Source organism: Streptomyces sp. NPDC028314 (genome assembly GCF_055565795.1).
The window spans coordinates 235,072-249,049 of sequence record NZ_JBVHTP010000008.1 but is presented as its reverse complement, the minus strand read 5'-3'; the positions used below and the strand labels follow the sequence as shown (position 1 = coordinate 249,049).

General features: G+C 76.4%; 8 protein-coding genes and 1 pseudogene. 8 read left to right on the top strand and 1 reads right to left on the bottom strand.

The window, feature by feature from the left end:
- The 6 genes and pseudogenes from ACZ4TG_RS20200 (at window position 1) to ACZ4TG_RS20175 (ending at window position 8,054) form a co-directional block, all read left to right on the top strand.
- Window positions 1-1,425, top strand: coding sequence for an O-antigen ligase family protein (locus ACZ4TG_RS20200; RefSeq protein ID WP_468164569.1), 1,425 nt, complete (start codon window positions 1-3; stop codon window positions 1,423-1,425).
- Window positions 1,422-3,707, top strand: coding sequence for a murein biosynthesis integral membrane protein MurJ (gene murJ / locus ACZ4TG_RS20195; RefSeq protein ID WP_468164567.1), 2,286 nt, complete (start codon window positions 1,422-1,424; stop codon window positions 3,705-3,707). The genes ACZ4TG_RS20200 and murJ overlap by 4 nt, the downstream gene beginning before the upstream one ends.
- Complete coding sequence (locus ACZ4TG_RS20190) at window positions 3,697-4,476, top strand: polysaccharide deacetylase family protein (RefSeq protein WP_468164565.1); 780 nt, start codon at window positions 3,697-3,699, stop codon at window positions 4,474-4,476. Before murJ ends, ACZ4TG_RS20190 begins: the two co-directional genes overlap by 11 nt.
- A gap of 32 nt (window positions 4,477-4,508) precedes the next feature.
- Window positions 4,509-5,618: pseudogene (locus ACZ4TG_RS20185) on the top strand (glycosyltransferase); the annotation flags it as partial.
- A 511-nt stretch (window positions 5,619-6,129) separates the two neighbouring features.
- The gene (locus ACZ4TG_RS20180; RefSeq protein ID WP_468164563.1) at window positions 6,130-6,915 is read left to right on the top strand and encodes a YveK family protein; all 786 of its coding nucleotides are present in this window, start codon (window positions 6,130-6,132) and stop codon (window positions 6,913-6,915) included.
- A complete protein-coding gene (locus tag ACZ4TG_RS20175) occupies window positions 6,912-8,054 on the top strand; it encodes a GNAT family N-acetyltransferase (RefSeq protein ID WP_468164561.1) in 1,143 nt (380 codons plus the stop codon). Before ACZ4TG_RS20180 ends, ACZ4TG_RS20175 begins: the two co-directional genes overlap by 4 nt.
- A gap of 20 nt (window positions 8,055-8,074) precedes the next feature.
- On the opposite strand, the gene ACZ4TG_RS20170 is transcribed toward ACZ4TG_RS20175, so the two are convergent.
- Window positions 8,075-9,736 carry a glycoside hydrolase family 26 protein gene (locus ACZ4TG_RS20170; protein WP_468164559.1) on the bottom strand — a complete coding sequence of 554 codons (1,662 nt, stop codon included), beginning with the start codon at window positions 9,734-9,736 and terminating at the stop codon, window positions 8,075-8,077.
- Between the two features lie 294 nt (window positions 9,737-10,030).
- On the opposite strand from ACZ4TG_RS20170, the gene ACZ4TG_RS20165 reads away from it, so the two are divergent.
- Window positions 10,031-12,136, top strand: coding sequence for a carboxylate--amine ligase (locus tag ACZ4TG_RS20165; RefSeq protein ID WP_468164557.1), 2,106 nt, complete (start codon window positions 10,031-10,033; stop codon window positions 12,134-12,136).
- A 448-nt stretch (window positions 12,137-12,584) separates the two neighbouring features.
- Window positions 12,585-13,859: an NAD(P)-binding domain-containing protein gene (locus tag ACZ4TG_RS20160; protein ID WP_468164851.1), complete on the top strand. Its 1,275-nt coding sequence runs from the start codon at window positions 12,585-12,587 to the stop codon at window positions 13,857-13,859.
- The last annotated feature ends 119 nt before the right edge of the window (window positions 13,860-13,978 follow it).

Sequence of the window (13,978 nt, the reverse complement as noted above, 5' to 3'; positions counted from 1 at the left end):
ATGACACTTGCCGTATCCGCGCCGCCGTCGCCGCGCGTCCGCCCGGCCACCGGGGCCCTGCTGCGCCGGCACTGGCCACTGCTGCCGCTCGCCGCGACCGTCCTGTGCCTCCTCGCCCCGCTCCCGGCGGGCGACGCCACCGCCTCCGGCAAGGTCGGCCCGGCCGACGCCGCCTCGCTGCTGCTCGTGTTCGTGTGCGCCGTGCAGGGTCTGCGGGGCCGGGTGCGGGCGCTGACCCCGACGGGGGCGCTCGTCCTCGGGCTGCCCGCGGTCGGGCTCGCGGTGGCGACCGTGACCGCCGGGGACCCGTACGCGGCCCTGCCCGGCTTCGTGCGCTACCTCCAGGTGTTCGTACTGGTCCCGGCGGCGATCGTGCTGCTGGTGCGCGACGCCGGGGAGTTCCGGCTGGCCGCCGGGTGCTTCGTGGTGCTGGCGCTGGTCCAGGGCGCGGTGGGCGTCGTGCAGTTCGCGACCCACACCGGTGCCTCGTACCAGGGCGAGGACATCCGGGCCGTGGGCACCTTCGGCCCGGGTGACGTGATGGGCATGGCCACGGTCGTGGCGTACGGCCTGGTCGTCGCGACCGCCGCCGCGCTGGCGCCGGGCCTGCCGCAACGGGTCCGCAGGCTGGCCGGCGGCTGCGCGCTCGCCCTGGTGCTGCCGCTGGTCCTGTCCTTCAGCCGGGGCGCCTGGATCGCCACCCTCGGCGCGGCCGTGCTGGTGATGGCGCTCGCCGGGATCCGCCGGGCACTGAAGGTCCTGGTGGCGCTGGCCGCGCTCGGCGTGGTGCTCGTCGGCGGGCTCGGGGTCGGCTCCGAGATGGTCGCCGAGCGGCTGACCTCGATCACCCAGGTCTCCGACGCCCCCGACCAGTCGGTGACCGACCGCTACACGATGTGGGCCGCCGCCGAGTCGATGTGGCGCGAGCGGCCCGCGGCGGGCGTCGGCCTCAAGGGCTTCCCCGCCAACCGGGACGGGCACTCCTCGCTGGCGCTGTCCTCCGGCAGCGACACCGCGGGCGCGGGCCAGGCCTTCATCAAGCAGCCGCTGCTGTCCCCGCACAACATGTACCTGCTGGTGCTCAGCGAGCAGGGGCTGATCGGGCTGACCGCGCTCGCGGGCGGCTGGGCGGCGCTGCTGGTCGCGGGACTGCGCCGGATCACCGCCCCGGACCCGGCCGCGCGCCGGATCCGGGACTGCGGACTGGTCGCGCTCGGCCTGTTCGTGTGGCAGCTGACCGACTTCCTGTACGCGGACATCGGGGGGCCGTCCACGGTGCTGACCGGAGTGATCATCGGCCTGGCGGCCTGGTGGGCCCTGCCCTCCCCGGGCGATGCGGGCGTGCGCGGCCAGGGCGGCCCGGAGGCACGCGCCTCCGGCGCCGGTTCGGGCCGGCCGCCCCTTGAGGGGCCGGCCACCCGGTGACGGACACGACGCCCTGGCGGCCCGTGGCAGCGGCGACCGACCTCGCCGCCGCCGCGGGCCGTCCGCCGACCCCGGCGGAACCGGGTGCGGCCCGGGGCCCCGCCGTCCACGGGGACCGGGACCGGCCGGCCGCCCCCACGGGCGCCCGGCCGCCGGGCGGGCCCGGAGCGGGCGGCTCCGCCGGTGACCGGGGGCGCGTGATCGCCTCCGGCGGCCCCGCGACACCGGGGGCACCTGCCGCTGTCCCGGGTCCCGGCGACCCCGAGCGCGCGGGCGCCTTCCCCGCCGTACCGGCCGTGCCTGCCGTTCCCGCCGCTGTGCCCGCCGCCGTTCCCGCCCCCGTGGCCGCCGCCGTGCCGTCCAGGCCGTCGGCCGTCCCGGGTGGCGCCGGGGAGAGCGGGGGCCCCGCCGCCCCCACCGCCACGGGCGGCGGGGACGGGCCGGCCGCCGCCCCGAGGACCGTGGGTCCGCGCCCGTCCGCGACCGGCGCGGCAGGGCAACCCGCCGCCGCTTCCGGCACCCTGACGGCCGGGCCCGGGCGGCATGCCGCCGCCTCGTCGCGGGGACCGCGGGCCGGGTCGGGCGGGGTCGCCGGCCGCCGCGGCGCCCCCGCCGGCCCGGGGGCGGGCGAGGCCGCCGGGCCGACCGGACCACCCGGAGCCGGCGCGCCGGCTCCGCTCGGACGGTTCCTCGCCAAGGCCGCCGCCGTCACCGCCGGACTCACCGCCGCCGGGGCGGTGTTCGGGCTCGTACGCGACCAGACCATCGCGCACCTCTTCGGCGCCGGGCACGACAGCGACGCCTTCCTCATCGCCTGGACCGTCCCCGAGATGGCCTCGACGCTGCTCATCGAGGACGCCATGGCGCTGCTGATGGTGCCCGCCTTCAGCCACGCCCTCGCCCGCCGGGCCGCCAGCCGGGCCGGGCTCACCCGCAAGGAGGCCCGCGCGCAGGACCCCGTACGGCTGCTCGTGGGGGCGACCCTGCCGCGGCTCGCGGTGTTCCTGGCCGCCGTGGCCTCCGTGCTCATCGTCGCCGCGCCGCTCGTCGTCGCCGTGCTCGCACCCGGGCTGCCCGATCCGGGACTCGCCGTCCAGTGCACCCGGCTGACCGCCCTGACCGTGCTCACCTTCGGGATCGCCGGATACTTCAGCGCGGCGCTGCGGGCCCACCGCTCCTTCCTGCCGCCCGCCGCGATCTACGTCTCGTACAACGTCGGGATCATCGGCACGATGGTCACCCTGCACACCCTGTGGGGGGTGCGGGCCGCCGCCGCCGGGGTCGCCGTCGGCGGGGCGCTGATGGTGCTCGTCCAACTGCCGGCGTTCATCCGGAACGTGGGCTTCGGGCCGTCCCGGCCCAGGGGCGCCCCGCGCTGCCAGCGCGACCGGGACCGGCCCACGCTCATCGCCTTCGGGCTCATCGCCCCCGTCATCTTCTTCGCCGTCTTCCGGCAGTCCCAGGTGCTGGTCGAACGCTTCCTGGCCGCGTCCCTGCCGCCCGGCGCCATCTCGCACCTGAACTACGCGCAGAAGGTCGCGCAGATGCCGATGGTGCTGTCCCTGATGATCTGCACCGTCACCTTCCCCGTCGTCGCCCAGGCCATGGCCGGCGGCGAGCGGGAGAAGGCCCGGCGCCGGGTCGAACAGGACCTGGCGCTGGCCTCCCTCGCCGTCCTCATGGGCACCGCCCTCGTCATCGGGTACGCGCCCCAGATCATCCAGGTGCTCTTCGAACGCGGCGCCTTCACCCACCAGGACACCCAGGCCACCGCCTCAGTGATGCGGGTCTACGGCCTCGGACTGCTCGGCCACTGCCTCGTCGGGGCGCTCAGCCGGCCCTTCTTCTCGACCGCCCGGCCCACCTGGTTCCCGGCGCTCGCGATGGGCGCCGGACTGCTCGTCAACATCGTGGCCGGAGCCTTCGCCGTCCGCTGGTGGGGCACCTACGGCATCGCCGCCGCCAACGCCGCCGGCATCTCCACCACCGCCGCCCTGCTCCTGACCGGACTCGGCACCCGGATCATCGCCATCGAGGTCCGCCGGGTCGCCGTCAGCATCGGCCGGCTGGTGGTCGCCGCCTTCGCGGCCTGCGCCACCGGCTGGATCGCCGGGCCGATGGTCCCCGACCCGATGGTCAGCGCCGCCCTCGGCTGCCTGCTCGTCCCGGCCATGTTCGGGGCCACCGGGATGGCCATACGGGCACTGGAAGTCACCGCTCTGCCCGCCCAGATCGCCCAGCTCTCCTCCCAGCTCACCCAGAGGTTCCGCAATGCCCGCTGACACCGACACGGCGCCCGGCGCCGTGGTGGTCCCCACCCGCCGGACCGCCTCACCGTGGGTCCTGATGTACCACTCGGTCGCCGAGTTCACCGATCCCGCCGAGGACCCGTACGGGATCACCGTCACCCCGCTCGCACTGGAGGCGCAGCTGACGTGGCTGCGCTCCCGGGGCCTGCGCGGGGTCTCCGTCGGCGAGCTGCTCCGGGCCCGCGCGGCCGGGCACGGCGCCGGCCTCGTCGGTCTCACCTTCGACGACGGGTACACCGACTTCCTGACCCTGGCCCTGCCGCTGCTGCTGCGCTACGAGTTCACCTCCACCCTGTTCGTACTGCCCGGGCGGCTCGGCGTGGACAACGTGTGGGACCCGCTGGGCCCCCGCAAGTCCCTGCTCACCGCCGAGGGCATCCGTGAAGTCGCCGCCGCCGGACAGGAGATCGGCTCGCACGGACTGCTCCACCAGGACCTCACCGCGACCCCCGACGACGTGCTCCAGCAGGAGCTGCGCGGCAGCCGGGACCTGCTGCGTGAGCTGACCGGAACGCTGCCCGAGGGGTTCTGCTACCCGTACGGGCACCTCGACGCCCGGGTCGTCGACGCGACCCGCGCCGCCGGGTACGGCTACGCCTGCGCCATCGCCCCCGGGCGGCTGGCCGGCCTGCACGCCCTGCCCCGTACGCACATCAGCCAGGCCGACGGCGGGCCCCGGCTGCGGATCAAGCAGCTGCGGCACCAGATGCGGGAGCTGCGCAGGGGGGTGACCCCGCGATGACCGCGACGGACGCGGTGAGCGGCATGCACGCGCTGAAGGCGCTGCACATCATCACCGGACTGGGCGTCGGCGGCGCCGAACAGCAACTGCGGCTGCTGCTGCGGCACATGCCGATGCCGTGCGACGTACTGACGCTGACCAACCCCGGGCCGGTCGCCGAGGGGCTGCGCGCCGACGGAGTGCGCGTCGTGCACCTCGGGATGAAGGGCAACCGGGACCTGGGCGCCCTGCCCAGGCTGGTGAAGTTCATCCGGCGCGGCCGCTACGACCTGGTGCACACGCACCTCTACCGGGCCTGCGTGTACGGGCGGCTCGCGGCCCGGCTCGCGGGCGTCGGAGCCATCGTGGCCACCGAACACTCCCTCGGCGAGGGGGAGATCGAGGGCCGGTCGCTGACCCGCGGGGTCCGGGGCCTGTACCTGGCCAGCGAACGCCTCGGCGCGGCGACGGTCGCGGTCTCGGAGACGGTGGCGGCCCGGCTGGAGGCCTGGGGGGTGCCGGCCGCGCGGGTACACGTCGTACCGAACGGGGTCGAGGCCGTCCGCTTCCGCTTCGACGAGGGCGTACGGCGGGCCACACGGGCCCGGACCGGGCTGCCGGAGCGGGCGTTCGTGGTGGGCGGGGTCGGTCGGCTGGTGCCGGGCAAGCGGTTCGACGTACTGGTGCGGGCCGTGGCCGCGCTGCCGGGGGCGCACCTGCTGCTCGCCGGGGACGGGCCCGAGCGGGCCGCGCTGCGGCGGCTCGCCGCCGAACTGGGCGCGCAGAGCCGGATCCACCTGCTGGGGGAGCGGGATCCGCTGGGCGACAGCGCGGACGGGCGCACCCCGGGGATCCCCGCCCTGCTGGCCGCCATGGACGTCTTCGTGTCCCCGTCGCGGGAGGAGGCGTTCGGGCTGGCGGTGGTCGAGGCACTGGCCGCCGGGCTGCCCGTCCTGCACGTCACCTGCCCGGCCATCGACGACCTGCCCGCGACGCAGGCGCCGGGGGCGCGGCGGATCGGCACCGGCACGCAGGAACTGGTCGCCGCGCTGCGCGGGCACATGGAGGCGGGGGCCCGTCGGCTGCCGCAGCCGCCCGTGGTCCGGCGGTACGACATCGCGCGGAGCGCGGAGCGGCTGCTGGAGGTCTACGCCGTTGCGCTGGCCGCGCCGTTGACGGGGGCCCGGGGCTGCGCCCCGGACCGGGCCCCGGGTGCGGAGCCGGACCCGGACCCGGACCCGGGCTCGGGTGCGGATCCGGTCCCGGGTGCGGATCCGGCGGCGGGCGGGGTGCCGGTGCCGGTGCTGTCCGTTGCCGGCCGCGGGCCGGACTCCCGGGGCTCCGCCCCGGACCCCGCGCCTCAAACGCCGGCGGGGCTGGATTCGGCGCGACCGGACTCGGCGCGTCGTGCGCCGTCCGGGCTGGACGCGGCGCGCTCGGACGAGGCGCGTCGTGGGCCGGCGCGCCCGGACGCGGCGCGCTCGGACCAGGCGCGTCGTGCGTCGGCGGGGCTGGATTCGGCGCGACCGGATCAGGCGCGTCGTGGGCCGGCGCGGCCGGAAGAGGTGTCCCGTACGCACGCGGGGCGGGACGTGCCCGGCCAGGGCAACGGCTGAACCGTCCTCCCGCAGGGTCCCCGCACGGGGGCCGAAGGAAGTCCCCTCCACTCAGGAAGTGAGCACGCACATGGCCGACACCGCCGATCAGAAGAAGTCCGACCACCGCTCCGGAAAGAAGGGCCGCCGGATCCCCAAGCCGGCGCTGCCCCTTTGGTGGCCCCTGCCCGCCTGCGCATTGCTGGGGCTGGCCGTGGGCGGGGCGTACGGGGTGCTCAAGGCGCCCGAGTACGCCGCCACCAGCTACGTGGTCGCCGTCCCGGACGACACCACCGAGCCGGCCACCGCCCTCGGCTTCGCCCAGGCCTACGCACGCATCGCCACCAGCAGCTCCACCCTCGCGTACGCCCAGCCCCGCGCGGGCATCGCCGCCCGGCAGCTGCGGACCCAGGTGCGCGCCGAGACCTCCCCCGAGTCCCCGATGATCGCCATCACCGGGACCTCCAAGAGCCCCGGCGATGCCGCCGACATCGCCAACGCGGTGGCCGACGCGCTGTCGCTGAGCAGCAACCAGGCCGCCAAGAACACCGGTGTGCAGCTGCTGCTGTTCAACCAGGCCGTGGCCCCGTCCGAGCCGGCCTCCGCTTCCGCTCCGCTCAGCGGGGCCGTCGGCCTGTGCGCCGGAGGCCTGCTCGGCGGCCTGTGGATGCTGGCGCGCCCCGCGCGTCGGCGCCCCGAGGAGACCGCGCCCGGGCAGACCGCGCCCGAGGGGGTCGCGCCCGAGGGGGCCGCCCCGGAGGAGGGCGCCGCCGAGGAGACCGCCGGATCCGTGGCCGGGGAGTTCGCCACGCTGCCCGCACAGGGTGAGCCGGCCTCGGCCAAGGAGAAGGAGTCCGTGCGATGACGACGGGCTCCGCCGGGGCCCTGTCGGTGACGCTGTGCCGCGACCCCCGGCAGTTCGCCGCGCTGGAGGAGCCGTGGAACCGGCTCCTGCGCGGCTGTCCCACCGCCACCCCCTTCCAGAGCCATGCCTGGCTGCACTCCTGGTGGCTGTCCTACGGCAGGGAGGGACGGCTCCGCGTCGTCCTCGTCCGGCGCGGCGAGGAGCTGGTCGGCGCCGCCGCGCTGATGCTCGTACACCGGCCGCTGCCGCTGCTGGTGCCGCTCGGCGGCGGGATCACCGACTACTTCGACGTGCTCGTGGCCCCCGAGCACGTGGGCCAGGCCGTCCCGGCGCTGGCCCGCGGGCTGCACCGGGCGGCCCGGGGCGCGGTCGTCGACTTCCGCGAGGTGCGGCCCGGGGCCGTCGCCGAGGCGGTGTTCGAGGAGTGGCCGGGGGTCCGGGCGAGGCTCACCGACTCCACCTGCATGGAGCTGCCCACCCTGCCGTTCGACGAGCTGGTCAAGCGCATGCCGGCCTCCGGGGCCCAGCGGGTGCGGGCCAAGCTCCGCAAGACCGACGCGGCCGGGATCGAGGAGCACGAGGTCACCGAGCAGGAGGTGCCGCATGCCGTACGGACGCTGCTGCGGCTCCACGAGAAGCAGTGGCGCGGGCGCGGGGTGACCCCCGAGCACCTCAAGCCGAGGTTCGCCGAGCACCTGACCCGGGCCACCCGGCGGATGGTGCGGGCCGGGGAGGGCCGGCTGACCGAGTTCCGGCTGGACGGGAAGGTGGTCGCGGCCAACCTCACGCTGCTGTCGGCGGCGCTGAGCGGCGGCTACCTGTACGGCGCCGACCCGGACCTGCGCGACCGCAAGGTCGACATCGCCACGCTGCTGCTGCGCTACGAGGCGGGGCGCGCCCTCGCGGAGGGCCGCCCGGTGGTGAGCTTCCTGCGCGGCAACGAACCGTACAAGAACCACTGGCGGCCCGAGACGGTGGTCAACCAGCGGTTCCTGCTGGCCACGAGCGCGCTCGCGCCCCTGCTGCGACTCCACGAGTCGCAGGTGACGGGGCGCGAGCGGGCGGTGGACGCACTGCGCGAGGCGCTGCCGGCCGCCAGGGACTGGCGGGCCCGGCTCAACGAACTGCGGGTGCGATGACGGGAGTCACGCGACCGTGTCTAGAAGGGCCAGAAGGATTCCTTGCTCCAGTTGATCCGGATGCAGATCGCCTGGTTGCCGACGAGCTTGGAGAGCCACTCCCCGAAGTTGAGCGGCACGCACCACTGCGTGGTGTCGGTCGGCCTCGGGGGGTTCGGCTTGGGCGGCTGGGGGGTGGGCGAGGGCACCAGCGGGCTCGGTGCGACGGGGCTCGGCCTCGGCACCACCGGGGCGGCGGGACCGGAGTCCGCCGGGCTCGGCACCGCGGGGCTGGGGTGGACGGGGTCGGCCGGGCTCGGCACCACCGGGCTCGGCGCGACCGGGGAGGGTTCGGTTGCCGGGACGGAGACGTCCGGGGACGGGGTCACCGGCGCGGGGACCACGGGCGGCTCGACGGGCGCCTCCACCGGCGGCTCGACCGGCGGGACCGAGGGCGCCTCGGGCGACGGCACCTGCGGGCTGGGCACGACGGGGCTGGGCGAGACCGGGCTGGGCACGACCGGGCTGGGCACGACCGGGCTGGATGTCTCGGGGGCCGGGATCTGGGGCGTCGGGATCTGGGGAGTCGGGATCTGAGGCGTGGGGATCTGAGGCGTCGGGATCTGAGGCGTGGGTACGACCGGGGTGGGAATCACCGGCGTGGGAATCACCGGGGTCGGGATCACCGGCGTCGGGACGACCGGCGTCGGGACGACCGGGCCGGGCTTCTCCGGGGTCAGGGCGTCCCGGAAGGCCCGCGCGGACTGCGGGTTCTGCTTGCACTGCCAGACGCCGTGCGGGCAGTAGTCGGTGATGGTGTGGTAGAGCGGCTTCTGCTGCTCGATCCACTTCAGCATGCGCCGCACGTACTCCGGATTGTCCCCGCGCCGGAACAGTCCCCACTCCGGGTACGAGATCGGCTTGCCGTGTGCTTTCGCGAAGTCGACGTGCTGCTGGAGCCCGTACGGCTGGGAGACCTGCTCGTCGAACGTCCGGCCGGGACCCTGGTCGTACGAGTCCATCCCGACGATGTCGACCACGTCGTCGCCCGGGTAGCACCTGGTCCAGCCGATCGCGTCCGTACCCCGGTTCGGGGCGAAATCGAACTTGAACTTCTGTCCGGGCACGGACCGCATCGTGTTGACGATCCGCTTCCAGTACCGCTTCCAGTTCTCCGGGTCGGGGCCGCAGCGGTGGGTGTAGGTGGTGCCGTTCATCTCCCAGCCCAGGACGATGACGGTGTCCGGCACGCCCAGCCGCACCAGCCGCTCGGCGAGCCTTCTGAAGTGCGCGTCGAACCCGCCGTGCGCGCCCCACCTGATCAGCCGGGCCACCTGCCAGTCGGGCACCCGGCCCTCGTTGCGCTCCTGCATGGGCACGTTGAGGACGAACATCCGGTCGTCCTCTTCCTGGCGCCATTCGGCCCAGTCCTCAAGGAAGCTGACGTTGCCTTCGATGCCGGCCCACCGGTCTCCGGGCAGATAGGTGTGCCCGACCCGGATCTCCTTGCCGCCCAGCCAGCGCGACAGATACGGGATCCGGGCGACACCCGACGGCCCGTAGTGGAGGTAGGCGCCCATGGCGATGTCGGAGCCCTTGGGCACCTCGTCCTCGGGCGCCGCGAGCGCGGCGCCGGTGGCCAGCAGTCCGGCCGTGACCGTACCGATGCAGGTGCTCGCCAGTCGGCGGCGTGGTCTGGGCATGGCGTCTCCCGAGCTTTCCTGAACCGGTGTGCTTGCCAACGACGTTAGACATCACATCCGACGAATGGCCTGTCCGGTGACCGCTGCGTAGGCCATTCGCAGGTGCGCACCATCCCCGCTTGGTCCGACTAGGTGAAAGACACCGTTTCCATGCACGCGTTCGCCAACCATGTGCCCGCTGTTCTGCTCAGACTCGATCGGAATCCGTTCCACCACGGAACCCTCGGCGCCGTCAGATCCCTTGGGCGCAAGGGCGTGGAGGTCCATGCCGTCGTCGAGGCCGGGGGAGGTCCCATGGGACGTTCGCGGTACCTGCGCGCCGCGCATCCGGGACCGGAGGGCGGACTCGATCCCGAGGCGCCGGAGGCGCTCCTGGAGTGCCTCATGGGGGTGTCGGAGCGGATCGGGCGGCCCGCGGTGCTCATCGCGATGGACGACCTGAGCGCCATCGCGGTGGCCCGGATCGCCCCGAGGTTCGACGGGCGGTACCGGGTCCCGCACCAGCCGGACGGACTGCCCGCGCGGGTGGCCGACAAGGCCGAACTGGCCCGGCTGTGCGCGCGGTGGGACGTCCCGCACCCGGAGACGGTGGTCCCGGCGGGCGGGGCCGAGGCGGCGGAGGCCGCGTGGCGGCTCGGGCTGCCGGTGGTGGCGAAGTGGAGCCGGCCGTGGCTGCTCCCGGCCGGCGCCGGGCTGCGGAGCACCACGCTGCTGCACAGCGCGGCCGAGGCGCGGCGGCTGTACGAGCGTTCCGCGGAGGCGGGCAGCCGGCTGCTGCTGCAGCGGTTCCTGCCGGCGGGTCAGGACACCGACTGGTTCTTCCACGGGGCCTTCTCCCGGGGCGGGCATCCGCTGCTGGTGGGGTCCGGCCGCAAGGAACTGTCCTGGCCGGTGCGGACCGGGCTGACGGCGGTGGGGCGGTGGCTGCCGGACCCGGCGGTGGAGGAGGCGGGGCTGCGGCTCGCCGAACGGCTCGGCTACCAGGGGATCCTGGACCTCGACTTCCGCCGTGACGAGCGGGGGTGCTTCCGGCTGGTGGACTTCAACCCGCGGCCCGGGGCGCAGTTCCGGCTGTTCACGGACGCGGGCGGGCTGGACGTGGTCCAGGCGATGTACCTGGACCTGACGGGTCAACGGGTCCCGGAGCCGTCGGGCGGTCCGGGGCGGGTGTTCGTCGCGGAGAACTACGCGCTGCTGGCGGCGGTACGGGGGCGCCGCCTGCCGGTCGCTGCGCGGGTCGGGCGGGGTACCGGGCGCCGGGAGCGCCCCGTCCCGGAGCCGGGCCCGGTCCCGTCCCCGGCGGCCCCGCTGGCCGGGATCCCCGGGCCGGGTGCCCCGGCGGGCGGACCGCACGAGGTCGCGGTGATCCCGGATCCGGCGGGCCCGGACCGGCGCGGCCGCGCGGCCGGACGCCGGCCGGACCCCGCGGCCGGGCCGGAGGCGGACCGGACGGGCGCACCCCGGCCGGGCGCGGGCGCGGCTGCGGACCGGGTGCCGGGTGGCGGCTGCGTGCCGGCCGGGGACCGGATGCCGGAGGCGGGCCAGGACCGGGCGCCGGGCGGCGGCCGCGTGCCGGCTGCGGACCGGGTGCCGGGTGGCTGTGTTGGAGCCGCGGACCCGGACCGCACGCCGGGTGGCGGCTGTGTGGCCGAGCCGGGTCTGGACCGGGCACCGGGCGGAGGCCATGCGCTGGCCCGGGACCGGGTGCCGGAGGCGGGCCTGGACCGGGCGCCGGGTGGCGGCTGTGTGCCGGAGGCGGGCCTGGACCCGGCGGCGTTCGTGCGGTGGACCGAGCCGGCGGCAGCGGGGGACGAGGTTCGGGCTGACCGGTGCGCGGACCGCGGCGCAGCGGCAACGGCTTCGGCGGCGGAACCCGGCAGCGGCCCGGCTGCGCAGGGGCCCGAAGTGTCCGACCCGGCGGGGGCCGACGGCTCCGAGCCGGCCGGGTGTCGCGGTCCGGCCGGCTCCGGCGGAGGCGAGGCGGCCGGGCCCGGTACGCGGGCGGAGGCGGGCCCCGGCCGGCCGGGGCCGGGCCGGCCGGGCGCGGGCCGGCCGGGCGCGGGCGGACCAGGAGCAGGCGGCGCGGGTGCGGGCCGGCCCGGACCGCTGAGGCCGGCGCCGAAGGACCGCCGGGCGGAGGTGGAGGCGGCCTGGTTCGCCTCCGACGACCTGATGCCGTTCCTGGCGATGCTCGCCGCCTTCCTCGGACGGGGCTTCGGCAAGGGTGCGCGGGTGCTGCGCGGTGTCCCCGCGCAGGGCCGCCGCACCGCGCGCGCCGTGGTGCGCGCACCCCGCCAGCGGGGGCGGGAGCAGCCGTCCGCCGCCGCTCCGGGCGGACCCGCCGCCCGCCCCGCCCCGCCGGAGGCCCCGGCCGAGCCGGACGAGCTGGTGATCCGGTGACCCCCCACGCCTCCGGCGGAGCGCGGGCGACCAGTGCGCCCGCACAGCGGGAGGCACCGCCCGCCCGGCCCGGCGGTCTTGCCGGGTCGGGCGCCGCGGGTCGGGCTGCGCGCGGCCTCGTTGGCGGGTGTTCGGGCGTTCCCGGCGGGGGTCCCGTGCTCGGGGAGGGCCTGCCGGCCCGGGCCGAGGTTCTTGCCGGGTCTGATTGCGCGGGCCCGGCTGTGCGCCGCCCCGCGGGTCCGGGCCCGGGCGGCCTTGGCGGGAGGCGGGCTGGCGGGGTTGGTGGGGGGACCGCGCGTGGAGGGGGGTCGGTGGGGCGGCGGTTGTCGCCGGTTCGGGTCCGCGGGCGAGGGCTCCGGGTGCCCGGGTGCGGCGCCCGGGCGGGGCGGGGCGGCGGGGGCCGGCGGGAGCGGACAGCCATGACACTGGAAGGACAGCGATGACGCGGATGGACGACCTCGTGGTGGTCGGCGCGGGCCCGTACGGGCTGTCGGTCGCCGCGCACGCCGCTGCGGCCGGGCTCGGGGTGCGGGTGCTGGGGCGGCCCATGGCGTCCTGGCGGGACCACATGCCCGAGGGCATGTACCTGAAGTCGGAGCCCTGGTCCTCCAACCTGTCCGCGCCCGGCGGGCGGTACACGCTCGCCGACTACTGCGCCACCCGCGGCCTGGCGGCCGAGCACGGCAACCCGCTGCCGATCGGCACGTTCAGCGCGTACGGGCTCTGGTTCGCCCGGCACGCCGCGCCCGAGGTGGAGGAGGTGACCGTCACCGAGGTCAGCCCGCAGGGGGACGGCTTCCGGATCAGGACGGCGGAGGGGCCGCCGCTGCTCGCCCGTACGGTCGTCCTGGCGGTCGGGGTCATGCCGTTCGTGAACTTCCCCCGGGCGCTGCGGGACCTGCCGCCCTCCCACTACTCGCACAGCAGCGGCCACCGCGACCTGGCCCGGTTCGCCGGCCGGGAGGTCGCCGTGCTCGGGGCCGGGCAGGCCGCGCTGGAGACCGCGGCCCTGCTGGCGGAGGCAGGGGCGCGGCCGTGTCTGGTGGCCCGGCGGTCCCGGCTGAACTGGAACACCGTCCCGCAGCCGCTGGAGCGGACCCCGCTGCGCGCCCTGCGCGACCCGCACAGCGGCCTCGGCACCGGATGGCGCAGCTGGGCGTGGTCGGAGCTGCCCTGGGCGGTGCGGCGGCTGCCCGGGCCGACGCGGGAGCGGATCCACGCGACGGCGCTCGGGCCGGCCGGGGCCTGGTGGCTGCGGGACCGCTTCGAGCGGCGCGTCCCCGTGATGCTGGGCCACCACCTGCACCGCGCGGTCGCGGTGGGCGACCGGACCCGCCTCGCGCTGACGACGGCGGTGGGGGAGTCCGTCGTACTGGACACGGCGCACGTGGTCGCCGCGACCGGGTTCGCCCCCGCGCTGTCCCGGCTGGACCTGCTCGACGCGGGGCTGCGTGCCGCTCTGGAGACGGTCGGGGACGGTGGGACGCCGGAGCTGAGCGCGGGCTTCGAGTCCTCGTGGCCCGGCCTGTTCTTCGCGGGGCTGCTGACGGCTCCCTCATTCGGCCCTTCCATGCGATTCGTGCACGGCGCGGGCTTCACGGCGGGGAGACTGGTGAGGGGAGTCCGCAAGCGCCTCGGCGCCCGGGGTCCGCTGTCGGCCTCCCTCGGCGGTGCCCGTCCCGACCGGGCTGCCGCCGGGCATCCCAAGACGTATCTGCGGTGAGAGACGTATTTACGGTGAGAGGGGTCCGCGATGGGCGCGGAGCGAGCACAGGGCGGCCGTGGCTGGGTACGTATCCCCGCCAGCCGCGCGGAACAGTCCCCGGGCCGGCCCGGGGGCGG

What these genes read in the sequence shown, in the direction of transcription:
- ACZ4TG_RS20200 (WP_468164569.1), top strand. Translation starts at nt 1, where the DNA reads ATGACACTTGCCGTATCCGCGCCGCCGTCGCCGCGCGTCCGCCCGGCC.
- ACZ4TG_RS20190 (WP_468164565.1), top strand. Translation starts at nt 3,697, where the DNA reads ATGCCCGCTGACACCGACACGGCGCCCGGCGCCGTGGTGGTCCCCACC.
- ACZ4TG_RS20175 (WP_468164561.1), top strand. Translation starts at nt 6,912, where the DNA reads ATGACGACGGGCTCCGCCGGGGCCCTGTCGGTGACGCTGTGCCGCGAC.
- ACZ4TG_RS20170 (WP_468164559.1), bottom strand. Translation starts at nt 9,736, where the DNA reads ATGCCCAGACCACGCCGCCGACTGGCGAGCACCTGCATCGGTACGGTC.
- ACZ4TG_RS20165 (WP_468164557.1), top strand. Translation starts at nt 10,031, where the DNA reads ATGGGACGTTCGCGGTACCTGCGCGCCGCGCATCCGGGACCGGAGGGC.
- ACZ4TG_RS20160 (WP_468164851.1), top strand. Translation starts at nt 12,585, where the DNA reads ATGGACGACCTCGTGGTGGTCGGCGCGGGCCCGTACGGGCTGTCGGTC.